Annotated in this window: 19 protein-coding genes, 1 tRNA gene and 2 rRNA genes; 18 read left to right on the top strand and 4 right to left on the bottom strand. The window is 51.3% G+C overall.

Annotation, left to right across the window (positions count from 1 at the left end):
• Nucleotides 1-169 precede the first annotated feature (169 nt).
• The 11 genes from ACOTY9_RS14440 (at nucleotide 170) to ACOTY9_RS14490 (ending at nucleotide 11866) form a co-directional block, all read left to right on the top strand.
• Nucleotides 170-1708, top strand: a complete 1539-nt coding sequence (locus ACOTY9_RS14440) for a M60 family metallopeptidase (protein ID WP_421637373.1) — start codon at nucleotides 170-172, stop codon at nucleotides 1706-1708.
• Nucleotides 1692-2069 (top strand): hypothetical protein, encoded by a 378-nt coding sequence (locus ACOTY9_RS14445; RefSeq protein WP_348565955.1) that lies wholly within the window; start codon nucleotides 1692-1694, stop codon nucleotides 2067-2069. The genes ACOTY9_RS14440 and ACOTY9_RS14445 overlap by 17 nt, the downstream gene beginning before the upstream one ends.
• 171 nt (nucleotides 2070-2240) lie before the next feature.
• A complete protein-coding gene (locus ACOTY9_RS14450) occupies nucleotides 2241-4139 on the top strand; it encodes a M60 family metallopeptidase (RefSeq protein ID WP_348565956.1) in 1899 nt (632 codons plus the stop codon).
• 104 nt (nucleotides 4140-4243) lie between these two features.
• On the top strand, nucleotides 4244-4486 hold the full coding sequence (locus tag ACOTY9_RS14455; protein WP_014885441.1) for a YhdT family protein: 243 nt from the start codon (nucleotides 4244-4246) through the stop codon (nucleotides 4484-4486).
• Nucleotides 4476-5927: a sodium/pantothenate symporter gene (gene panF, locus ACOTY9_RS14460; protein ID WP_014885442.1), complete on the top strand. Its 1452-nt coding sequence runs from the start codon at nucleotides 4476-4478 to the stop codon at nucleotides 5925-5927. Before ACOTY9_RS14455 ends, panF begins: the two co-directional genes overlap by 11 nt.
• 11 nt (nucleotides 5928-5938) lie before the next feature.
• Nucleotides 5939-6820: a 50S ribosomal protein L11 methyltransferase gene (gene prmA, locus ACOTY9_RS14465; protein ID WP_180253741.1), complete on the top strand. Its 882-nt coding sequence runs from the start codon at nucleotides 5939-5941 to the stop codon at nucleotides 6818-6820.
• Nucleotides 6821-6948: 128 nt separating this feature from the next.
• Nucleotides 6949-7689, top strand: coding sequence for a carbonic anhydrase (locus ACOTY9_RS14470; protein WP_014885444.1), 741 nt, complete (start codon nucleotides 6949-6951; stop codon nucleotides 7687-7689).
• Between the two features lie 330 nt (nucleotides 7690-8019).
• Nucleotides 8020-8985 carry a tRNA dihydrouridine synthase DusB gene (gene dusB / locus ACOTY9_RS14475; RefSeq protein ID WP_014885445.1) on the top strand — a complete coding sequence of 322 codons (966 nt, stop codon included), beginning with the start codon at nucleotides 8020-8022 and terminating at the stop codon, nucleotides 8983-8985.
• 23 nt (nucleotides 8986-9008) lie between these two features.
• The gene (gene fis / locus ACOTY9_RS14480; protein WP_000462905.1) at nucleotides 9009-9305 is read left to right on the top strand and encodes a DNA-binding transcriptional regulator Fis; all 297 of its coding nucleotides are present in this window, start codon (nucleotides 9009-9011) and stop codon (nucleotides 9303-9305) included.
• Between the two features lie 179 nt (nucleotides 9306-9484).
• Nucleotides 9485-9649 carry a DUF2556 family protein gene (locus ACOTY9_RS14485; RefSeq protein WP_063862156.1) on the top strand — a complete coding sequence of 55 codons (165 nt, stop codon included), beginning with the start codon at nucleotides 9485-9487 and terminating at the stop codon, nucleotides 9647-9649.
• Between the two features lie 135 nt (nucleotides 9650-9784).
• Nucleotides 9785-11866 carry a bifunctional diguanylate cyclase/phosphodiesterase gene (locus tag ACOTY9_RS14490; RefSeq protein ID WP_348565957.1) on the top strand — a complete coding sequence of 694 codons (2082 nt, stop codon included), beginning with the start codon at nucleotides 9785-9787 and terminating at the stop codon, nucleotides 11864-11866.
• Here ACOTY9_RS14490 and envR read toward each other — a convergent pair.
• Nucleotides 11782-12498, bottom strand: coding sequence for an acrEF/envCD operon transcriptional regulator (gene envR, locus ACOTY9_RS14495; protein ID WP_047344604.1), 717 nt, complete (start codon nucleotides 12496-12498; stop codon nucleotides 11782-11784). The two genes, ACOTY9_RS14490 and envR, sit on opposite strands and share 85 nt — an antisense overlap.
• A 388-nt stretch (nucleotides 12499-12886) precedes the next feature.
• Here envR and ACOTY9_RS14500 point away from each other — a divergent pair, with 388 nt between their 5' ends.
• The 7 genes from ACOTY9_RS14500 to ACOTY9_RS14530 all read left to right on the top strand — a co-directional run bounded on the left by ACOTY9_RS14500 (nucleotide 12887) and on the right by ACOTY9_RS14530 (nucleotide 22305).
• Entirely contained in the window at nucleotides 12887-14026 is a 1140-nt protein-coding gene (locus ACOTY9_RS14500) for an efflux RND transporter periplasmic adaptor subunit (RefSeq protein WP_014885449.1), read from the top strand.
• 11 nt (nucleotides 14027-14037) lie between these two features.
• Nucleotides 14038-17151 (top strand): efflux RND transporter permease subunit, encoded by a 3114-nt coding sequence (locus ACOTY9_RS14505; RefSeq protein ID WP_348565958.1) that lies wholly within the window; start codon nucleotides 14038-14040, stop codon nucleotides 17149-17151.
• 304 nt (nucleotides 17152-17455) lie between these two features.
• The gene (locus ACOTY9_RS14510) at nucleotides 17456-17677 is read left to right on the top strand and encodes a lipoprotein (RefSeq protein WP_008502867.1); all 222 of its coding nucleotides are present in this window, start codon (nucleotides 17456-17458) and stop codon (nucleotides 17675-17677) included.
• Between the two features lie 474 nt (nucleotides 17678-18151).
• Nucleotides 18152-19177, top strand: a complete 1026-nt coding sequence (locus ACOTY9_RS14515) for an amino acid ABC transporter substrate-binding protein (RefSeq protein ID WP_014885451.1) — start codon at nucleotides 18152-18154, stop codon at nucleotides 19175-19177.
• A gap of 67 nt (nucleotides 19178-19244) precedes the next feature.
• Complete coding sequence (locus tag ACOTY9_RS14520) at nucleotides 19245-20426, top strand: amino acid ABC transporter permease (protein WP_047344605.1); 1182 nt, start codon at nucleotides 19245-19247, stop codon at nucleotides 20424-20426.
• Between the two features lie 9 nt (nucleotides 20427-20435).
• Nucleotides 20436-21539: an amino acid ABC transporter permease gene (locus ACOTY9_RS14525; protein WP_014885453.1), complete on the top strand. Its 1104-nt coding sequence runs from the start codon at nucleotides 20436-20438 to the stop codon at nucleotides 21537-21539.
• A 7-nt stretch (nucleotides 21540-21546) separates the two neighbouring features.
• A complete protein-coding gene (locus tag ACOTY9_RS14530; RefSeq protein ID WP_014885454.1) occupies nucleotides 21547-22305 on the top strand; it encodes an amino acid ABC transporter ATP-binding protein in 759 nt (252 codons plus the stop codon).
• 106 nt (nucleotides 22306-22411) lie between these two features.
• Here the strand turns inward: ACOTY9_RS14530 and rrf (ACOTY9_RS14535) are convergent.
• The 3 genes from rrf (ACOTY9_RS14535) to rrf (ACOTY9_RS14545) all read right to left on the bottom strand — a co-directional run.
• Nucleotides 22412-22527, bottom strand: a 5S ribosomal RNA gene (gene rrf, locus ACOTY9_RS14535).
• Nucleotides 22528-22570: 43 nt separating this feature from the next.
• Nucleotides 22571-22646 (bottom strand) — tRNA-Thr (locus ACOTY9_RS14540).
• 14 nt (nucleotides 22647-22660) lie between these two features.
• Nucleotides 22661-22759, bottom strand: a 5S ribosomal RNA gene (gene rrf, locus ACOTY9_RS14545); the annotation flags it as partial.

Here is a 22759-nt window from a genome sequence, read left to right on the forward strand (position 1 = left end):
CCTTATTGCTGCGCCAGTTTCTGGCGCAGCAATAAAATGATTCGGCCTGACTTGCATATTTATCAGATTCACTACAATGAGTATTAATTAGTTCTACATTTAATAATCCGTTACGAAATGTTGCAATTAAAAAAGCTTCACCTCATATTTAATTACGGATATTTTAACTATGAATATATTTCAACATGGAATAAAGAAAACTTTTTCCATCGCAGCACTACTCTATGTGTCTGTTTCTTCCGCTTGTTATGCGGCGGAGACGATCTCTACTAACCAAACGATGTGGGACGAGTGGAAAAATAATCCTGGATTTACTGAAGCACTCGATGAATTAGGTATTGACTACAATAATTTAATCAATCCAGCTTATGCATCAACCTATGATGTACAAAATGTCAATAACCCCCTGTTCTGGCTCAACCGTACACTGAAAATATACGGTGAAAGCGAACAAGGACGCTATCAAATTCCTGTCAGCGAAGTTCATGCTGATGGTCGAGCCAGAACCACCAGCCATGGACGTAATAGTTTCTTCTTAACGCATACGTGGGGCGTCAAGAACGAAAGCGTCACCCTCCGTCTTGGTAATGTTCCGCAAAATGTTTCCTGCTATGCCGCCATTGATCCAAACTACGAGGGTATAGGTAGCCCTATTAAAGATCTTGTTCTTAATGCAAATGGTGAGACAACCTACACGTTTTCTCAGGATGCGCTGCTTGTCGTCGGCTGCCAGGATCAAACCCAAAAAATGGAGAATGTGGATAAATTTGTCTCCGTTGATATTGTTAACGGCGGCACATATCACCCCCTCTTTATCTTTGGTATAAATGACAGGGCCGAGTGGCACCAGCAGGCACAGGCCACAACATCATCAAGCTACCACTTTATGTTTGATGGCAGGACACGCTTTGTTGCGAGTCAGACAGTCTCGAAAAACTCAGCGGATAAAAATATACTGCAGACTCTCCGCCAGTCGCTACTGCGTACTATCACTTATGACAAACTCGATGGTCTGGATGGTTCCAGCTGGCTGCACCAGCCTAGCCGTGGTTTACTCTTCGCTACTTATCAGGCCTGCTGTTGGGCAAATGGCGGACAGGGGCTGACAGGCATAGGCGGTGACAGCTCAATCCCTGAGACGCCGAGCTGGCTCGACTGGCACGAGTACGGTCACCATTTCCAGATGGCCTGGTCCTGGGATTCACTGACTGAAATAACCGTTAATCTGTATTCCCTCGCGGCGTGTTATACCACGCTCGGTGATGTAGATATCAAAAAATGCCATAGTAATTCTGGCCTTAGCGGCTTCAGCTGGGATCAACAAGCTGTCGGAACACTGCTGAAATCAGGCCACACATGGGATTTCAATACAGAAAACCAATTCCGCCGGGCGACTTTCTTTGGTGAACTGATGACAAGCTGGCCGCAGCTTTACCCGGCCCTGGGGAAAGCGTACCGTGAAGTTAACCAGAATGACCCAATCCGGGTTAATAGCAACCAGAAAAAAATCGACTGGTTCACGCTTAATGCCAGTAAAATCGCCGGCGTTAATCTGAACCAGTATTTCCAGCAGTGGAATATTCCCCTTTCCCCAGAGGCGGTTGCAGCGATTAATGCGCTGAACTTACCTCAGCCTAAAAAAGTGGAGAAAACCTTTACCGGTAGCCTCAACGGCTCTTCCCCGATAACGATTGGAAGTTCCGGCTGAAGATAACACCGTGAATGTTGCTTTTGTGACCAACACACCTGAAGCAGGTCCTACCTCTCTGGTCTGGGTAGAGAATAATGAAACACCACTGTATGCACAGGTTGTCGATAGCCGTAACAGAAGTTTCATCGTGAAACTGCGTGGGCAAACCAGCCATGGTGGTTGCAGCCTCCATTCCGTTAACAGCGTGGTTAACTGCAACTCAGGAACAAGTGCATATTTAAGAGTCGCTTATAAAGCAGAAGATAACCCGCTTCTGCCTCAGGGCAGCTATACCGGTGTCCTTCACCTGATCGCGAATGACTGGCACAACACGGACTGGACGGCAAACGTGAATGTCGATCTCTCCATTGTGAAGTAAGTGCTTTATTGCTGCGCCAGTTTCTGGCGCAGCAGAAAATGATTCGGCCTGACTTGCTTATTTATCAGATTCACTACAATGAATATTAATTAGTTCTACATTTAATAATTCGTTACGAAATGTTGTAATTAAACAAGCTTCACCTCATGTTTAATTACGGACATTTTAACTATGAATATATTTCAACATGGAATAAAGAAAACTTTTTCCATCGCAGCACTACTCTGTGTGTCTGTTTCTTCCGCTTGTTATGCGGCGGAGACGGTCCCTACTAACCAAACGATGTGGGACGAGTGGAAAAATAATCCGGGATTTACTGAAGCACTCGATGAATTAGGTATTGACTACAATAATTTAATCAATCCAGCTTATGCATCAACCTATGATGTACAAAACGTCAATAACCCCCTGTTCTGGCTCAACCGTACTTTAAAAGTTTATGGTGAGGCTGAACAAGGTCGCTATCAAATTCCTGTTACCGAAGTTCATGGCAATGGCACAAACAGAACTACCAACGGTGGACGTAATAATTACTTCTTAACGCATACATGGGGCGTCAAGGGTGAAAACGTCACCCTCCGTCTCGGTGATGTTCCGCAAAATGTTTCCTGTTATGCTGCCGTTGATCCTAACTACGAAGGTATTGTCGGTCCTGCTAATGAGCTTCTTCTGAATGCAAACGGTGACACAACCTACACCTTCTCTCAGAACGCGCTGCTTATCGTTGGGTGTCAGGATAAAACCAAAAAAATGGAGAATATTGATACATTCGTCTCCGTTGATATTGTTAACGGCGGTACGTATCACCCCCTCTTTATCTTTGGTATGAATGACAGAGCCGAGTGGCGCCAGCAGGCACAGGCCACAACGCCATCAGGCTACCACTTTATGTTTGATGGCAGGACACGCTTCGTTGCAAATCAGGCAATTGCGCAAAACTCAGCAACTAAAAATATAGAACAGACTCTCCGCCAGTCCCTGCTGCGAACCATTACTTATGACAAAGTCGATGGGCTGGATGGCTCGAGCTGGTTGCACCAGCCTAGCCGTGGTTTGCTCTTCGTCTCTTATCAGAGCTGCTGCTGGGCAAATAGCGGGCAAGGGCTGATTGGCGTGGGTGGTGACAGCTCAATCCCTGAGACGCCGAGCTGGCTCGACTGGCACGAATACGGTCATCAGTTCCAGATGGGATGGTCCTGGAGTGACCAGGGAGAAGTTACCGTCAACCTTTATTCTATCGCTGCATGTTACACCACCCTCGGCGATACCGATTTCAAAAACTGTCATAGTAATGAAGGCTTTTACGGTTTCGGTTGGGATCAACAAGCTATCGGCACTCTGCTGAAATCCGGGCACACCTGGAATTTTGCTAAAGAAGATCTGTTCCGTCGGGCGTCTTTCTTTGGTGAAATAATGACGAGCTGGCCACAGCTTTACCCGGCACTGTCGAAAGCTTACCGTGAAGTTAACCAGAATGACCCAACCCTGGTTAATAGCAGCCAGAAAAAAATCGACTGGTTTACGCTTAATGCCAGTAAAATCGCCGGCTTAAATCTGAATCAGTATTTCCAGCAGTGGAATATTCCCCTTTCCGCAGAGGCGGTTGCAGCGATTAATGCGCTGAATTTACCTCAGCCGAATAAAGTGGAGAAAACCTTTACCGGTAGCCTGAATGGCTCTTCCCCAGCCAATATTGAAGTACCGGCTGAAGATAAAAATTTCAATATTGCTTTTGTAACCAACACACCTGAAGCAGGTCCTACCTCTCTGGTCTGGGTTGAGGATGTTGAAACACCACTGTATGCGCAGGTTGTCGATAATCGTAACAGAACCTTCATCGTGAAACTGCGTGGCCAGAACAGCCATGGCGATTGCAATATTCATTCCGTTAATACCGCGGTTAACTGCTCCGTAGGAACAAGTGCACATTTAAGAGTCACTTATAAAGCAGAAGATAACCCGCTTCTGCCTCAGGGCAGCTACACCGGTGTCCTTCATCTGATTGCGCGTGACTGGCACAAAACGGACTGGACGGCAAACGTGAATGTCGATCTCTCCATTGTGAAGTAAGTACTTTATTGCTGCGCCAGTTTCTGGCGCAGCAGAAAATGATTTGGTATCCCCCCTGCAATGCGTACAATCCGCCTCTCACTATGAATTATCCAGGAGAGTGGATGGACGCTCGTTTTGTTCAGGCCCATAAAGAAGCGCGCTGGGCGCTGTGGCTGACCCTTCTCTATCTTGCCGCATGGTTGGTAACCGCTTACTTACCTAATTCAGACATCGGTATTACCGGCCTGCCACACTGGTTTGAAATGGCGTGCCTGCTGGTACCGCTGGTATTTATCCTGCTGTGCTGGGCGATGGTTAAATTTATCTACCGGGATATTCCGCTGGAGGACGATGATGCAGCTTGAAGTCATTCTGCCGCTTGTCGCATACCTGCTGGTCGTATTTGGCTTGTCCATTTATGCCATGCGTAAAAGGGCGACCGGCGCCTTTCTGAATGAGTATTTCCTCGGTAGCCGTTCGATGGGTGGCGTCGTGCTGGCCATGACGCTGACGGCCACCTACATCAGCGCCAGTTCATTTATCGGCGGTCCCGGTGCCGCGTATAAGTACGGGTTAGGCTGGGTACTGCTGGCCATGATCCAGCTACCTGCCGTCTGGCTCTCTCTGGGTATTCTGGGTAAAAAGTTTGCCATTCTGGCACGGCGCTATAATGCCGTGACGCTCAACGATATGCTGTTTGCACGCTACCAAAGTCGCTTGCTGGTGTGGCTGGCAAGCCTGAGCCTGCTGGTCGCCTTTATTGGTGCGATGACGGTGCAGTTTATCGGTGGAGCACGTCTGCTGGAAACGGCAGCCGGGATCCCCTACGAGACAGGGTTGATTATCTTCGGGGTAAGCATTGCGCTGTATACTGCGTTTGGCGGATTCCGCGCCAGCGTGCTGAACGATACGCTGCAGGGAATGGTCATGCTGATTGGCACGATCGTTCTGCTGGTGGGCATCGTTCATGCTGCGGGTGGACTTACGCATGCGGTGGAAACCCTGGAAGCCATAGATCCGAAACTGGTCTCGCCGCAAGGCGCGGATGATATTCTTTCTCCGGCATTTATGACGTCGTTCTGGGTGTTAGTCTGCTTTGGGGTGATTGGTCTGCCCCATACCGCCGTGCGCTGTATCTCCTATAAAGACAGCAAAGCCGTTCACAAAGGCATTATTATCGGGACGATTGTCGTCGCGATCCTGATGTTCGGTATGCATCTGGCGGGTGCATTAGGACGTGCAGTCATCCCTGACCTTACCGTGCCGGATCTGGTGATCCCGACACTGATGGTTAAAGTGCTGCCGCCATTTGCCGCCGGGATTTTCCTTGCTGCGCCAATGGCCGCTATTATGTCCACTATCAACGCCCAGCTACTGCAAAGCTCCGCGACGATCATTAAAGATCTCTATCTCAACCTGCGTCCTGAGCAGGTAGAAAATGAACGTCGCCTGAAGCGTATGTCAGCCATTATTACGCTGGTGTTAGGGGCATTGCTGCTGTTAGCCGCATGGCGCCCGCCGGAGATGATCATCTGGCTGAACCTGCTGGCGTTCGGCGGCCTTGAAGCCGTTTTCCTCTGGCCGCTGGTGTTGGGTCTCTACTGGGAACGAGCCAATGCTGCAGGCGCGCTGGGCGCGATGATTGTTGGCGGTGTGCTGTATGCCGTACTCGCAACGTTTAAGATTCAGTACCTGGGCTTCCATCCTATTGTGCCTTCGTTACTGCTAAGTTTACTGGCGTTTGTGGTGGGGAACCGTTTCGGTCAGCCCGTCCCACAGTCCGCTATGATTTCTACTGATAAATAAAGAGTTTTGCCATGCCGTGGATCCAATTAAAACTGAACACAACCGGCGCGAACGCCGAGGAACTGAGCGATGCGCTGATGGAGGCCGGCTCGGTCTCCATCACCTTCCAGGACACGCATGACACGCCGGTCTTCGAGCCGCTGCCGGGCGAAACGCGCCTGTGGGGTGATACCGACGTCATTGGACTTTTCGATGCCGAGACCGACATGAAAGAGGTCGTCGCGATTCTGGAAAACCATCCACTGTTAGGTGCAGGTTTCGTGCACAAAATCGAACAGCTGGAAGATAAAGACTGGGAACGGGAGTGGATGGATAACTTCCACCCGATGCAATTTGGCAAGCGTCTGTGGATCTGCCCAAGCTGGCGCGAAGTGCCAGATCAAAACGCCGTCAACGTGATGCTCGACCCGGGCCTGGCATTTGGTACCGGCACCCACCCGACCACTTCCCTGTGCCTGCAGTGGCTGGACGGTCTGGATCTGGCAGGAAAAACCGTGATCGACTTCGGCTGCGGCTCCGGGATCCTCGCTATCGCGGCGCTGAAACTGGGTGCGGCAAAAGCGATTGGGATCGACATCGATCCGCAGGCAATTCAGGCCAGCCGCGATAACGCCGAGCGTAACGGCGTCTCCGATCGTCTGGAGCTGTATTTGCCGGATGCGCAGCCAGCGGCCATGAAAGCCGACGTGGTGGTCGCCAACATCCTGGCAGGCCCGTTACGTGAACTGGCACCGTTAATCAGCGTACTGCCCGTTGAGGGCGGTCTGCTGGGGCTTTCAGGTATCCTGGCAAGCCAGGCCGACAGCGTGTGTGAAGCCTACGCGGATCTCTTCGCCCTTGACCCGGTGGTAGAGAAAGAAGAGTGGTGCAGAATCACCGGTCGTAAAAAATAAGCATTTGGCGTGGTCATCTGACCACGCCTCTCCTCCACTGATAGTCCTCTCTCCCCGCGCATTTCTCCGGTAAAATAACCACACAAATCATAATGATTTGAATTACAACAATTCACCGGAAGAATATTATGAAACACATTACTGGCAAGGCAGCGCTGATTGCGCTGAGTATGATCTCGGCATCAGCTTTCGCTTCACACTGGAGCTACGAAGGGGAAGGTTCACCGGAACACTGGGGTGAACTGGACGAGGCCTACAAGACCTGTCAAAACGGGATGTATCAGTCTCCGATTAACATTGAATCGACTGCAAACGCCCATTTCTCTCCGCTTAAAACGCACTACATTGATGGCCCCATGACGTTGACGAACAATGGCCATACCATTCAGGCCAGTGAGAAAGCGGATACCCGCGACACGATAACCCTGGATAATCAAGCCTGGACTCTGCAGCAGTTCCATTTCCACGCGCCGAGCGAGAACACCGTGCATGGCAAAAAATACGCAATGGAAATGCATCTGGTGCATAAAAATAGCGCAGGTGAGCTGACCGTAGTGGCCGTCATGTTTGATAAAGGCGCCGCGAACCCGGAGCTTGATAAACTGTGGAGCGTGATGCCCCAACAGGCCGAACAGAACATCTCCATTAAGCAGGATCTCAACCTGAACAAGCTGCTCCCGGTCAACAAAACTTACTGGCGCTTCAGCGGTTCACTGACCACCCCACCTTGTTCTGAAGGCGTCACCTGGATTGTGCTTAAGCACCCTCTCACGCTCTCAGCAGAGCAGCTGGAGAAATTCACCCATACAATGCATCACGATAACAACCGCCCGGTACAGGCCCTGCATGGCCGTCTTGTGGTCGAATAATCTGCATTTTTTGCCCTGAGATCATGTTCTAAAATGCGACAGAGATCGCAAAGAAGTGAGGAAATCTGCTGCGAAAAACAGCAGATTATCCCGCTCAACTGTCGCGTTTAATGAGAAATGATGAGAAGTTACGGGAAATTGTAAGCGCTCATAAAACAATCATTTAATTATAACCCAATGATTTAAATGATGAATAATTTTTATCGGAATGATTGAGCGGCGATTCCTTGATCTACAACAGTGGATTGTTCAAAGTTTGGCCTTTCATCTCGTGCAAAAAATGCGTAATATACGCCGCCTTGCAGTCACAGTATGGTCATTTCTTAACTCATGCGCATCGGACACCACCAGCTTAGAAATCGCCTGATCGCAGCCCCAATGGCAGGTATTACCGACCGGCCGTTCAGGACGCTGTGCTATGAGATGGGAGCCGGTTTAACCGTATCCGAGATGATGTCGTCTAACCCGCAGGTCTGGGAAAGCGATAAATCCCGCCTTCGGATGGTGCACATTGATGAGCCAGGTATCCGCACCGTGCAAATCGCCGGAAGCGTGCCTGAAGAGATGGCAGATGCCGCGCGTATTAACGTGGAAAGTGGCGCCCAGATTATTGATATCAATATGGGTTGCCCGGCCAAGAAAGTGAATCGCAAGCTTGCAGGTTCAGCCCTTCTGCAATACCCCGATCAGGTGAAGTCTATCCTGACGGCGGTTGTCAGCGCGGTGGACGTTCCTGTTACGTTGAAGATTCGCACGGGTTGGTCGCCGGAACACCGTAACTGTGTAGAGATTGCCCAACTGGCCGAAGACTGTGGCATTCAGGCCCTGACCATTCATGGACGCACTCGCGCCTGTTTGTTCAATGGTGAAGCTGAATACGACAGCATTCGGGCAGTTAAGCAGAAGGTTTCCATTCCGATTATCGCGAATGGCGACATAACTGACCCGCTTAAAGCCAGGGCTGTGCTCGACTATACGGGAGCTGATGCTCTGATGATAGGACGTGCAGCTCAGGGAAGACCCTGGATCTTCCGGGAAATCCAGCATTATCTGGACACTGGGGAGCTGCTTGCCCCACTGCCTCTGGCAGAGGTTAAGCGCTTGCTTTGTTCGCATGTTCGGGAACTGCATGACCATTACGGTCAGGCAAAAGGGTACCGAATTGCGCGTAAACACGTCTCCTGGTATCTCCAGGAGCACGCTCCAGATGACCAGTTTCGGCGCACATTCAACGCCATAGAGGATGCCAGCGAACAGCTGGAGGCGTTGGAGGCATACTTCGAAAATCTTGCGTAATGAAATAAAGAGCTGACAGAACTATGTTCGAACAACGCGTAAATTCTGACGTACTGACCGTTTCTACCGTTAACTCTCAGGACCAGGTAACTCAAAAGCCCCTGCGTGACTCGGTTAAACAGGCACTGAAGAACTATTTTGCTCAACTGAATGGTCAGGATGTTAATGACCTGTATGAGCTGGTACTGGCTGAAGTTGAACAGCCACTGTTGGACATGGTGATGCAATACACCCGCGGTAACCAGACCCGCGCTGCGCTGATGATGGGTATCAACCGTGGTACTCTGCGTAAGAAACTGAAAAAATACGGCATGAACTAATTTCGATTAGCGAAATGCTTGTTTAAAAAGGCGCTACTCGGCATGGGGATGCGCCTTTTTTATTGCCTGTTAATGCTATCGTCAACGCTTTGTAAACCCTCGCGTATCCCGCTTTTAAACCGCAACTTTTCGTGTATATTTCCACCACTTCAGTGGTTCTCTTCTCGCGGAATGACACAATGATTCGTAAATACTGGTGGCTGGTTGTCTTTGCAATCTCCATTTTCCTCTTCGATGCCCTTTTGATGCAGTGGATTGAACTGATGAGCACTGAAACCGACAAGTGCCGCAATATGAACTCCGTGAACCCGCTCAAATTAGTGAACTGCTCAGAACTCGATTAACGCCCTGACGTCACTGCCCCCGAATTACCCACTAAAAACGGGGATTTAAAACCCTTTGAGCCATTACCTTACGGTGATAATGTCTCGCCCTTCTCAACCTCTCCTGCTTAACGTCAGACACGAGTAGAACCGACCATGCTGGTTAGCCAATACAACCTTATCCTTGTAGTTCTCTCCTTCGTTGTGGCCATCCTCGCGTCGTATACCGCACTGAATATGGCGGCACGCGTCGCCGGAAGTCAGGGCGTCGCCGCCCGCGTCTGGTTGGCTGGCGGCGGTATTGCGATGGGCATTGGCGTGTGGGCTATGCACTTTATCGGCATGCTGGCGATGGACCTCTCCATGAGCATGAGTTACAACGTAAGCCTGACCATTTTATCCATGGTCATTGCCGTGGGTTCTTCACTGTTTGCACTCTGGCTCGTCAGCTGTGAACAACTGCGCTTGCGCCGTCTGCTACCCGGCGCGCTGATGATGGGAAGCGGTATTATCGCCATGCATTACACCGGTATGGCCGCGCTGGAAGTGAGACCCGGTATCGTCTGGGACACGTTGTGGGTGGCCATTTCAGTCGTCATTGCCCTTGCCGCTTCGCTTGCTGCATTGTGGCTGACCTTCCGCCTGCGTCACGAAGCGGCTCAGGTCGTGCTGATGCGTCTGGGTGCCGCCATCACAATGGGCATTGCCATTGCCGGTATGCACTACGCCGGGATGAGAGCCGCGCAGTTTCCAATGTCGACGATGACGCACCATGTTGGTATTAACAGCAGCTGGCTCGCCATGTTGGTCAGCGTCGTCGCGCTCTCTATTCTTGGGATCACCCTGCTGGTGTCGATGCTGGATGCCCGTCTTCAGGCACGTACTGCCCTTCTGGCCTCATCGCTTGCAGAAGCGAACCGGGAACTTGCTCAACTGGCGCTGCAGGATACGCTAACGCGTCTGCCCAACCGCATCCTGCTGGAAGACCGACTCGATCAGGCGATCAGTAAAGCCGATCGTGAAGGAACCCATTTTGCGCTGATGTTTATGGATCTCGACGGCTTTAAAGCCATCAATGACGCCTATGGTCATGATGTCGGTGACAAACTGCTGGTCGCCGTTACGCAGCGTCTGCTGCTGCTTCTGAAGGGCCAGTTCACTCTTGCACGTATCGGCGGTGATGAGTTTGTTCTGCTGGCTGAGGGCGAAGGCCCGGACGATGCGGCCTCGCTGGCAAATTCGCTGGTACGCGCGATCGATAGCCCGTTCAACCTCGACCCGTATGAACTGATGGTGACCCTCAGCATTGGTATCGCTTTTTATCCTCACGACGGCAAAACCGAACGCGAGTTGATGTTTAACGCCGACGCGGCGATGTACCACACCAAGCATATGGGCCGAAACGGTTATCACTTTTTCCAGCCTTCCATGAACACCCTGGCGCAGACCCATCTTCAGTTAATGAACGATCTGTGGATGGCCATCGAACGCAATGAGCTGCGCCTGTTGTATCAGCCAAAATTTCACGCGCCCGCAGGACCTCTCCTCGGGTTTGAGGCACTGTTGCGCTGGCAACATCCTAAGCAGGGACTACTGACGCCGGATCTTTTCCTGCCACTGGCGGAAAAGACGGGGCTTATCATCCCTATTGGTAACTGGGTGATCAATGAAGCCTGCCGCCAGCTGAGAGAATGGCATCTGCAGGGACATCAAGACTGGTCAATGGCTGTAAACCTGTCGACATTGCAGTTTGAACAACCATCACTGGTTAAAACAGTTCTCGACTGCCTGGAGTGCCATCAGGTACCGCCGGAAATGCTGATCCTGGAAGTTACGGAAACGACGGCAATGAGCAACCCGGATGAGAGCGTACGGGTGCTGACAGAATTGACGAATGCAGGCGTGAAAGCGTCCATTGATGACTTTGGAACCGGGTATTCAAGCCTGCTGTATCTCAAGCGCTTACCGGCCTGTGAACTGAAGATCGACAGAGCATTTGTAAAAGAGTTAAGCGGGGAAAGCGAGGATGCCACCATTGTCTCGGCGATTGTGGCTCTCGCAAAAACACTTAACCTGAAAGTCGTGGCTGAAGGTGTGGAAACCGAAGCCCAGCAAACCTTTTTAACAGAGCTGGGTTGTAACACCCTTCAGGGTTATCTGTTAGGCAAACCAGCCAGCGCGCAGACCATAGAGGCGCTTTGTGCGCGAGGTGAAATGTTGCCTGGCGCTGAGCTGTAGTCATCCTGCGGCGACACGCGCAAGACAGGGAGTGTCGCCAGAATACTGTCGACCAGCGCGGGTGCCTGTTGATAGAGATTAAAACTGTCGGTATTCATTAACCAGTTTTTAATGATTCCGCTAAAAAAGCCATGCAATACAATCATGGTCAGTTCAACATTCATCTGCGCCGCAACGATTCCCTGAGAAATACATTTCTCCAGCGTAATGCGTAAAGAATCATAATTAAAGCCAATGCGTTTACGGATTTCATCTTCTGAAATCATCTCGCTATGAAACTCACATTTATGATACAGAATTTGTAAAAGCGCGCATTGCCGGGGTTCATGCGCGATATACTGCAACGCAGTAATAAATTGCTCACGGAGCATTAACAACGGGTCATCATTTTCGGAAAGAGAAAGCCTGTCGCGAATAATGTCACGCAGCGGTAATTGCTGTTCCCAGATCGCATTAAATATCTCTGCTTTACTGGTAAAGTGCCAGTAGATGGCACCGCGCGTAACCTTTGCGGCATCCGCGATATCCGTCAGCGTCGTGCTGGCCACGCCACGCGTCGCAAACTGCTCGATAGCCGCCTCAATCAACTGCTGCCGGGTCTGTTGAGCCTCTTCTTTCTTTTTACGCGCCATAGGCAGCTACTCGTTATTCACTGGGTTTATACGTAACCTCGGGTTCGGATGGCTGAAATTATTCCCTAAAACCCGTTTTCATTTTGCACAAAAAAAGTCAATTCCCTTAATTCATAATTAATACAAATGCATAATCAATATTTAATTCATGGCATGAATACTTTAAGGCATTAAACCCTCTTTCTCTGGTTAGCCAGGCGGGGAGTATATTCATAGCTTCTCCGGGCCCCATTCTGATTTTCCCTTCAAGCCTCGTCATTCGCACTTATAAATTAAAAAACATTAAATATCCTCATTATTATACGCAGCTACATTTTATTTTTTATCCCTCTGCCCCAACGACCGTTCTACGGCAAATCTCGGTTAATGGGTATTTAAAGGAACAGTAATGACGAATCATTTCAGACGTTTGCCCTTATCCGGTTTCATTGTCTGCGCTGTACTGCTCTCTGGATGCGATGGCCAGGAAAACCAACAACAACATCCCCAGGCACCTCAGGTCAGTGTGCATATCGTGAAAAGCGCGCCGCTGGCGGTCACCACTGAACTCCCGGGCAGAACGGATGCATTCCGCGTGGCGGAGGTTCGTCCGCAGGTTAGCGGTATCATCCTGCGTCGTAACTTCACGGAAGGTAGCGATGTAAAAGCAGGAGATTCGCTTTACCAGATTGATCCTGCGACCTATCAGGCGGCTTACGACAGCGCGAAAGGTGAGCTGGCGAAGGCCCAGGCGGCGGCCAATATTGCGCATCTGACAGTGAAACGTTATCTCCCGCTGGTAGGCACCCAGTATGTCAGCAAGCAGGAGTATGACCAGGCCGTGGCAACAGCCCAACAGGCCGATGCCAGTGTTATCGCCGCCAAAGCCGGCGTCGAAAGTGCACGTATTAACCTTGCCTATACCAAAGTGACGTCTCCCGTCGATGGGCGCATCGGCAAATCCAGCGTGACAGAAGGTGCTCTCGTCACGAACGGGCAGGCCTCTGCACTGGCAACAGTCCAGCAGCTTGATCCGATTTACGTCGACGTCACCCAGTCCAGCAATGAATTTATGCGCCTGAAACAGACAAGCCTGCAAAAAGGCGACACGGCCAGCAGCGTTGAACTGCTGATGGAAAATGGTCAGCCTTATCCGCTGAAAGGAACGTTGCAGTTCTCAGACGTCACGGTGGATGAAAGCACCGGTTCGATTACCTTGCGCGCTATTTTCCCTAACCCTCAACACCTTCTGTTACCCGGGATGTTCGTTCGCGCCCGCATTGATGAAGGCACACAGCCGAATGCAATTCTGATTCCCCAGCAGGGTCTGACCCGTACGCCGCGAGGTGATGCAACCGTCATGGTGGTTAACGATAAAAACCAGGTTGAGCCACGCACCGTCGTTGCGCCTCAGGCCATTGGCGATCGCTGGCTGGTGACGGAAGGGCTGAAAAACGGTGACCGCGTGATTGTCAGCGGATTACAAAAAGCCAGGCCAGGTGCCACCGTCGTCGCCACCCCAGATACCACCACAGCGCCCGCCAGTTAAGGAACGACGACATGGCTAATTTCTTTATTCAGCGGCCGGTTTTCGCCTGGGTACTTGCCATCATTTTGATGATTGCAGGCGGGCTGGCTATTCTCAAACTGCCCGTTGCCCAGTATCCAACGATTGCCCCGCCAGCCGTTGCGATTTCCGCAACCTACCCCGGCGCAGATGCCCAGACGGTACAGGATACCGTGACCCAGGTTATCGAACAGAACATGAACGGTATCGATAACCTGATGTATATGTCCTCCACCAGCGATTCAGCGGGTAATGTCACCATCACCCTGACCTTCGAGTCGGGAACAGACCCGGACATCGCCCAGGTGCAGGTGCAGAACAAGTTGCAGCTGGCCATGCCGCTGCTGCCGCAAGAAGTTCAGCAGCAAGGGATTGGCGTTGAGAAGTCCAGCAGCAGCTTCCTGTTGGTCGCCGGTTTTGTTTCGGACAATAAAAGCCTTACTCAGGATGATATCTCCGACTACGTCGCTTCGAACGTCAAGGATGCCATCAGCCGAACATCGGGTGTCGGCGACGTTCAGCTGTTTGGTGCCCAGTATGCGATGCGCATCTGGCTCGACAGTAACGCGATGAACAAATACCAACTGACGCCGCTGGATATTATCAATCAGTTAAAAACGCAGAACGACCAGATAGCGGCAGGCCAGTTGGGTGGAACACCATCAGTCCCTGGACAGCAGCTGAATGCCTCCATCATCGCGCAAACTCGCCTGAAATCACCGGAAGAGTTTGGTCGCGTCACGCTCAAAGTGAACCAGGACGGCTCAATGGTTCATCTGAAGGATGTGGCTCGCATTGAGTTGGGTGGCGAAAACTACAATATGGTGACCAAAATCAACGGGCAGGCGGCAACCGGTCTGGGGATTAAGCTCGCTACTGGTGCAAACGCGCTGGATACGGCGGCAGCCATCAAGAGCAAGCTGGCACAACTGCAACAGTTCTTCCCGCAGGGACTGAAGGTCGTCTACCCCTACGACACCACGCCTTTTGTGAAAATCTCGATTCATGAAGTGGTGAAGACCCTGTTTGAGGCGATCATTCTGGTCTTCCTGGTCATGTATCTGTTCCTGCAAAACCTGCGGGCAACGCTGATCCCAACGATCGCCGTGCCGGTTGTTCTGCTGGGGACCTTCGCCGTGCTGGCTGCGTTCGGTTTCTCCATCAATACCCTGACGATGTTTGGGATGGTGCTGGCAATAGGGCTACTGGTTGATGACGCCATCGTGGTCGTCGAGAACGTTGAGCGCGTGATGGTGGAAGATAAACTGCCGCCGAAAGAGGCCACGCAGAAGTCGATGGAGCAGATTCAGGGCGCGCTGGTGGGGATCGCCATGGTCCTCTCGGCGGTCTTTGTTCCGATGGCCTTTTTTGGTGGCTCGACTGGGGCCATCTATCGCCAGTTCTCGTTAACTATCGTTTCTGCGATGGCGCTATCCGTGCTGGTCGCGCTGATCCTGACCCCAGCACTCTGCGCAACGTTGCTTAAGCCCGTCTCCAGCGACCACCATGAGAAGAAAGGGGGATTCTTTGGCTGGTTCAATGCGCTCTTTGATAAGAGTGTGGAACACTACAGCAACAGCGTGAGCGGTATTTTGCGTAATACCGGTCGCTATCTGGTGGTGTATGTCATTATTGTTGGTGGCATGGCGGTGTTGTTCCTGCGCTTACCGACCTCCTTCCTGCCCGAAGAGGACCAGGGGGTCTTTATGACAATGGTTCAACTCCCGGCGGGGGCGACCCAGACGCGTACTCAGGCGGTCCTCGACCAGGTTCAGGACTACTATCTGGGCAAAGAGAAGGCGAACGTTGAATCCGTCTTCACCGTAAACGGCTTTAGCTTTAGCGGCCAGGGTCAGAACTCCGGTATTGCCTTTGTCAGCCTGAAGCCCTGGGAGGAGCGCCCGGGCGAGAAAAATAGCGTTGAAGCCATCGTGGGCCGCGCGACAAAAGCGTTCAGTCAGATTAAAGACGGCCTGGTGTTCCCGTTTAACCTGCCTGCGATTATTGAGCTTGGAACCGCAACGGGATTCGACTTTGAACTTATCGATCAGGCTAACCTGGGACATACCCAGCTGACGCAGGCACGTAATCAACTGCTCGGGATGGTAAAAGAGCACCCAGACCTGCTGGTGCGCGTGCGTCCAAACGGACTGGAAGATACGCCTCAGTTCAAGCTGGATGTCGATCAGGAAAAGGCGCAGGCATTGGGCGTCAGCCTTTCCGACGTCAACCAGACCATCTCGACGGCGTTGGGTGGCACCTATGTGAACGACTTTATCGACCACGGGCGCGTGAAAAAAGTTTACGTGCAGGCAGATGCCCGTTTCCGCATGCTGCCGGGGGACATTAACAACCTTTACGTGCGCAGCGCGAACGGAGAGATGGTTCCCTTCTCCGCCTTTAGCTACTCTCACTGGGTTTATGGCTCACCTCGCCTGGAACGCTTCAATGGGATGCCTTCAATGGAGATCCTCGGGGAATCCGCACCGGGTAAAAGTACCGGCGAAGCGATGGTGTTGATGGAAAGCCTTGCCGCAAAACTGCCTGCAGGAATTGGCTATGACTGGACGGGCATGTCTTATCAGGAACGCCTTTCCGGTAACCAGGCGCCCGCACTGTATGCCATTTCACTGATCGTGGTGTTCCTGTGTCTGGCGGCCCTGTATGAGAGCTGGTCCATCCCATTCTCCGTGATGCTGGTTGTGCCGCTGGGTGTTATCGGTGCTCTGCTCGCCGCGTCGCTGCGCGGATTGAACAATGACGTCTATTTCCAGGTCGGCCTGCTGACGACAATTGGCCTGTCGGCGAAAAACGCCATCCTGATTGTCGAATTTGCTAAGGACCTGATGGATAAAGAAGGTAAAGGGATTATTGAAGCCACCCTGGAAGCATCAAGGATGCGCCTTCGACCGATCCTGATGACCTCCCTGGCCTTTATCCTTGGCGTCATGCCGCTGGTAATCAGTACCGGAGCCGGGAGCGGTGCGCAAAATGCTGTCGGTACGGGCGTTATGGGAGGCATGCTTTCCGCGACGCTGCTGGCGATTTTCTTCGTTCCCGTTTTCTTTGTGGTTGTCCGGCGACGGTTTACCCGCCATAAAGAGTAACGCCCCCATGAAAGGCACCCTGCGGTGCCTTTTTTATTTTTAATATAAACAATAAATTAGACATTATTGAATTGCAGTGTTAAAAATGCGGTGATTTACATTAAGTAGAAACGCCCTGTTGTGTCTCCATAATTTCTCCATTAATTCATCCTGAAACCGACTTTTCTCCACGATTTTTACAAACGACATACTTTGAGATTATTCCCCGTGCAACGAGGTGTTACCCCGGTGGTAAAATAGCCTCCAGTTCGTTAATAGCCCTCCTGGCTTTATAGCGAATGAGAAATAATACTGAGGTAACATCATGAAAAGATTCATTTCCGTTGCACTTCTCGCTGCGCTACTTGCTGGATGCGCGCACGATTCTCCATGTGTACCGGTTTACGATGACCAGGGTCGACTGGTTCATACCAATACCTGTATGAAAGGCACCACCCAGGATAACTGGGAAACCGCGGGTGCTATCGCCGGCGGAGCGGCTGCCGTGGCGGGTTTGACGCTGGGTATCGTTGCCCTGACGAAGTAACATCAATTAAGAAAGCGCGGCTCGGGCCGCGCTTTTGCGTTTAAAAAGTGCATTGTTTTCTAATAAGTAAAAAAATAGCCCCGTTTTTATTCAAGAAATTAATTCCCATCGACTGGCTATCACATCTTTTTAGTATATAAAAGTTTATTTCATATTTTATCGTGATGATTTTCACACATTAATCTTATTGAATACCCTGCCAATATTCACTTCAGAAACTATCTCTTGATTTATCTCATCCTCATCGAAACTTTTGCTCCGATTTGTGGCACAGGTTGTAATTTCGCACCGTTTCGGGGCGTTCGTTTTATTTAAGCGTGTCTACACTCAGCATTAAGCGTTCTGTTATCACTTATTTTGTGGAACGCAAAACTGGCATTACGTTTGCTTTATAAACGTTGGCCAAAGCCACAGACAGGTTTAGCGCTTAAAAAGCGCTTCTATAACGATAAATTTCGCCACACAGGATGCATTATGAAAAAGACGATGATAGCCAGCCTGACCGCTGCAGGCATGTTGTTTGCCGTAGCGGGCCAGGCCCATGCGGGTACGACACTGGATGCCGTTAAAAAGAAAGGTTTTGTTCAATGTGGTATCAGTGATGGTCTGCCTGGCTTCTCATATGCCGATGCGAACGGCAAATTTACCGGTATTGATGTGGATGTCTGCCGCGGCGTCGCAGCTGCCGTTTTTGGGGATGACAGCAAAGTAAAATACACCCCGCTGACGGCGAAAGAACGCTTTACGGCGCTGCAATCTGGTGAAGTTGACATGCTCTCGCGTAATACCACCTGGACCTCCTCTCGTGATGCAGGTATGGGGATGTCATTTACCGGCGTGACCTATTATGACGGCATCGGATTCCTGACCCACAATAAAGCGGGCCTGAAAAGTGCCAAAGAACTGGATGGCGCCACCGTGTGTATCCAGGCGGGTACGGATACGGAGCTGAACGTCGCGGATTATTTCAAAGCCAATAAGATGAAATACACCCCTGTGACGTTTGATCGCTCGGATGAATCAGCCAAAGCACTGGAATCCGGCCGTTGCGACACGCTGGCCTCTGATCAGTCACAGCTGTATGCCTTACGTATTAAGCTGAGCAACCCGGCAGAATGGATTGTGCTGCCAGAAGTGATCTCCAAAGAACCTCTCGGACCTGTTGTTCGTCGTGGTGATGAAGACTGGTTCTCCATTGTTCGCTGGACCCTGTTTGCCATGCTGAACGCGGAAGAGATGGGCATCAACTCGAAAAACGTTGATGAGAAAGCCGCTAATCCATCCAACCCGGATATGGCTCACCTGCTCGGTAAAGAGGGTGATTTCGGCAAGGATCTGAAGCTGGATAACAAGTGGGCTTACAACATCATCAAGCAGGTGGGTAACTATTCTGAGATCTTTGAGCGCAACGTGGGATCGGAAAGCCCGCTGAAGATCAAACGCGGCCAGAACAATCTCTGGAATAACGGCGGCATTCAGTACGCGCCACCAGTACGTTAAGTCAAAGCTGTAACGGGCACTGCTCAGGCGGTGCCCAGTCCAGAGTCATGGTTACTGAGGTTTCTTTATGTCCCATCGCCGCTCAGCCGTAAAAGGAACGCTATCCTTTTCTCATCCCGCGGTCCGCGCCTGGCTATTCCAGATCATTGCTATTGTTGCGGTTGTTCTCATCGCCGTGTATCTCATCCATAACACCATCACCAACCTGAATAACCGCGGTATTACCTCCGGTTTTGCGTTCCTGGATCGCAGTGCAGGGTTTGGTATTGTTCAGCATCTTATTGATTATGAGGAAGGTGACACGTACGGACGCGTGTTTGTGGTCGGTTTACTGAATACGCTGCTGGTATCGGCGCTTTGTATTGTCTTCGCCTCGATATTGGGTTTCTTTATTGGCCTGGCTCGTCTTTCTGAAAACTGGCTCCTGCGGAAGCTTTCAACCTTTTATATTGAGACTTTCCGCAACATCCCACCGCTGCTGCAGATCTTTTTCTGGTATTTCGCGGTCCTGCGTAACCTTCCTGGCCCACGCCAGGCCGTCGATGCGTTTGAGCTGTTTTTCCTGAGTAATCGTGGGCTATACATTCCCTCTCCGCAGTTCGCCGAAGGGCTTTACGCCTTCATCGTCGCAGTTATTATTGCGATCGCCATTTCTGTCGGGCTGTTCCGTTATAACCGCAAGCACCAGATTAAAACAGGGCAGCTTCGTAAAACATGGCCCGTTGGCGCTGTGCTAATTGTTGGCTTACCGTTAGTCGCACACTGGCTTTTTGGTGCGGCTTTGCACTGGGATATCCCCCATCTGCGCGGGTTCAATTTCCAGGGCGGGATGGTGTTAATTCCTGAACTGGCAGCACTCACGCTGGCGCTCTCGATTTATACCTCCGCATTTATTGCAGAAATCATTCGCTCCGGGATCCAGGCGGTGCCTTACGGACAGCACGAGGCGGCGCGTTCACTTGGTTTACCGAATACCGTGACGCTGCGCCAGGTCATTATTCCCCAGGCCCTGCGGGTAATCATTCCGCCACTGACCAGTCAGTATCTCAACATTGTCAAAAACTCCTCGCTGGCCGCCGCGATTGGTTACCCGGATATGGTGTCTCTCTTCGCCGGCACCGTGCTTAACCAGACCGGACAAGCTATAGAAACCATTGCCATCACCATGTCTGTCTATCTGATCATCAGTCTGGCGATTTCATTGCTGATGAACCTTTATAACCGCCGTATTGCACTGGTCGAGCGCTAAGGATTTATGATGTCGAAAGCGATACTGTCGCACTCCTCGCGTCCAGCCAGCACAACCGGTGGACGTTTCATTATCTGGGCACGTAAGAACCTGTTCTCCAGCTGGAGCAACAGCCTGCTGACAATAGTCTGCCTGTGGTTGATGTGGGAACTGATCCCGCCGCTACTCAACTGGGCATTCCTGCAGGCGAACTGGGTGGGTTCCACGCGTGCCGACTGTACGAAAGCGGGCGCATGCTGGGTGTTTATTCACGAGCGTTTTGGCCAGTTCATGTATGGATTGTATCCTCATGAACAGCGCTGGCGGATTAATCTGGCGCTGGTTATCGGTCTGCTTTCCATCGCCGTAATGTTCTGGAAAAAGCTACCTCATCGCGGACGCTATATTGCCGGCTGGGCTGTGGCGTATCCCATTATTGTTTGGGTGTTGTTGTATGGCGGCTTCCTGGGGCTGGAACGCGTTGAAACACGCCAGTGGGGTGGTCTGACGCTGACGTTGATTATCGCTTCTGTGGGGATAGCTGGCGCTCTGCCGTGGGGCATTTTACTCGCTCTGGGGCGTCGTTCAACAATGCCGGTCGTGCGTGTGCTCTCCGTGATCTTCATTGAGTTCTGGCGTGGCGTACCACTGATCACCGTATTGTTTATGTCTTCGGTCATGCTGCCGCTGTTTATGGCAGAAGGTACAACGATCGACAAACTGATTCGTGCCCTGGTCGGGGTGATTCTGTTTCAGTCTGCCTATGTCGCTGAAGTTGTTCGTGGTGGCCTGCAGGCGTTACCTAAAGGCCAGTACGAAGCAGCGGAATCACTGGCTCTCGGATACTGGAAAACGCAGGGGTTGGTCATCCTTCCACAAGCACTCAAGCTGGTGATCCCGGGCCTGGTCAACACGATCATTGCCCTCTTCAAAGATACCAGCCTGGTCATCATCATCGGATTGTTCGATCTCTTTAGCAGCGTGCAGCAGGCAACCGTTGACCCTGCCTGGCTGGGCATGTCCACCGAGGGATATGTCTTTGCTGCTCTGATCTACTGGATCTTTTGTTTTAGCATGTCGCGCTACAGCCAGCACCTGGAAAAGCGCTTTAACACCGGGCGTACACCGCACTGAGGAAATTATGAGCCAAATTACTATGACACCCGCCGACGCGATGATTACGCTGGAAAACGTGAATAAATGGTATGGACAGTTTCATGTCCTGAAAGACATTAATCTCAAGGTAAAGCAAGGCGAACGAATCGTTCTTTGCGGCCCTTCCGGTTCAGGGAAATCGACAACCATTCGCTGTATCAACCATCTTGAAGAGCATCAGCAGGGACGCATTGTGGTTGATGGTATCGAGCTGAATGAAGATATTCGCAATATCGAACGCGTACGCCAGGAAGTGGGGATGGTATTTCAGCACTTTAATCTATTTCCCCACCTGACCGTTCTGCAGAACTGTACGCTTGCGCCGATTTGGGTACGAAAGATGCCGAAACAGGAAGCGGAGGCGTTGGCAATGCATTACCTCGAACGCGTACGTATTGCAGAGCACGCCAATAAGTTTCCCGGCCAGATCTCAGGCGGACAACAGCAGCGTGTGGCTATCGCCCGTTCGCTATGCATGAAACCCAAAATTATGCTGTTTGACGAACCGACATCTGCGCTGGATCCGGAAATGGTGAAAGAAGTGCTGGATACTATGATTGGGCTGGCGCAATCCGGGATGACGATGTTGTGCGTGACGCATGAGATGGGTTTTGCCAGAACGGTGGCAGACCGGGTGATCTTTATGGACCGCGGTGAGATCGTTGAACAGGCCCCACCGGATGAGTTCTTTGCGCATCCGAAGTCGGAACGTACGCGTGCATTCCTGTCGCAGGTGATTCATTAGTCATTTGCTTTGCCGGGTGGAGGCTTTGCCTTACCCGGCCTACCGTTTTTTCTGCACATAAACGCAAAAAGGCCATCCTTTCGGATGGCCTTTTCACTTATTTGATGTCTGGCAGTTCCCTACTCTAACATGGGGAGACCCCACACTACCATCGGCGCTACGGCGTTTCACTTCTGAGTTCGGCATGGGGTCAGGTGGGACCACCGCGCTAAAGCCGCCAGACAAATTCTTTTACTTCTTGCCGAACTTTAACCTAAGTATAAAGTGGTGCTGATACCCAGAGTCGAACTGGGGACCTCACCCTTACCAAGGGTGCGCTCTACCAACTGAGCCATATCAGCACACTAAATTTGATGCCTGGCAGTTCCCTACTCTCACATGGGGAGACCCCACACTACCATCGGCGCTACGGCGTTTCACTTCTGAGTTCGGCATGGGGTCAGGTGGGACCACC

Origin of the sequence: Enterobacter cloacae complex sp. SHL012 (genome assembly GCF_049237505.1) — a bacterium.
GTDB classification, from domain to species: Bacteria; Pseudomonadota; Gammaproteobacteria; order Enterobacterales; family Enterobacteriaceae; genus Enterobacter; species Enterobacter kobei.

Coding starts and splice junctions, on each gene's coding strand:
- ACOTY9_RS14440 (WP_421637373.1), top strand. CDS start 170: ATGAATATATTTCAACATGGAATAAAGAAAACTTTTTCCATCGCAGCA.
- ACOTY9_RS14450 (WP_348565956.1), top strand. CDS start 2,241: ATGAATATATTTCAACATGGAATAAAGAAAACTTTTTCCATCGCAGCA.
- ACOTY9_RS14455 (WP_014885441.1), top strand. CDS start 4,244: ATGGACGCTCGTTTTGTTCAGGCCCATAAAGAAGCGCGCTGGGCGCTG.
- panF (WP_014885442.1), top strand. CDS start 4,476: ATGCAGCTTGAAGTCATTCTGCCGCTTGTCGCATACCTGCTGGTCGTA.
- prmA (WP_180253741.1), top strand. CDS start 5,939: ATGCCGTGGATCCAATTAAAACTGAACACAACCGGCGCGAACGCCGAG.
- ACOTY9_RS14470 (WP_014885444.1), top strand. CDS start 6,949: ATGAAACACATTACTGGCAAGGCAGCGCTGATTGCGCTGAGTATGATC.
- dusB (WP_014885445.1), top strand. CDS start 8,020: ATGCGCATCGGACACCACCAGCTTAGAAATCGCCTGATCGCAGCCCCA.
- fis (WP_000462905.1), top strand. CDS start 9,009: ATGTTCGAACAACGCGTAAATTCTGACGTACTGACCGTTTCTACCGTT.
- ACOTY9_RS14485 (WP_063862156.1), top strand. CDS start 9,485: ATGATTCGTAAATACTGGTGGCTGGTTGTCTTTGCAATCTCCATTTTC.
- ACOTY9_RS14490 (WP_348565957.1), top strand. CDS start 9,785: ATGCTGGTTAGCCAATACAACCTTATCCTTGTAGTTCTCTCCTTCGTT.
- envR (WP_047344604.1), bottom strand. CDS start 12,498: ATGGCGCGTAAAAAGAAAGAAGAGGCTCAACAGACCCGGCAGCAGTTG.
- ACOTY9_RS14500 (WP_014885449.1), top strand. CDS start 12,887: ATGACGAATCATTTCAGACGTTTGCCCTTATCCGGTTTCATTGTCTGC.
- ACOTY9_RS14505 (WP_348565958.1), top strand. CDS start 14,038: ATGGCTAATTTCTTTATTCAGCGGCCGGTTTTCGCCTGGGTACTTGCC.
- ACOTY9_RS14510 (WP_008502867.1), top strand. CDS start 17,456: ATGAAAAGATTCATTTCCGTTGCACTTCTCGCTGCGCTACTTGCTGGA.
- ACOTY9_RS14515 (WP_014885451.1), top strand. CDS start 18,152: ATGAAAAAGACGATGATAGCCAGCCTGACCGCTGCAGGCATGTTGTTT.
- ACOTY9_RS14520 (WP_047344605.1), top strand. CDS start 19,245: ATGTCCCATCGCCGCTCAGCCGTAAAAGGAACGCTATCCTTTTCTCAT.
- ACOTY9_RS14525 (WP_014885453.1), top strand. CDS start 20,436: ATGTCGAAAGCGATACTGTCGCACTCCTCGCGTCCAGCCAGCACAACC.
- ACOTY9_RS14530 (WP_014885454.1), top strand. CDS start 21,547: ATGAGCCAAATTACTATGACACCCGCCGACGCGATGATTACGCTGGAA.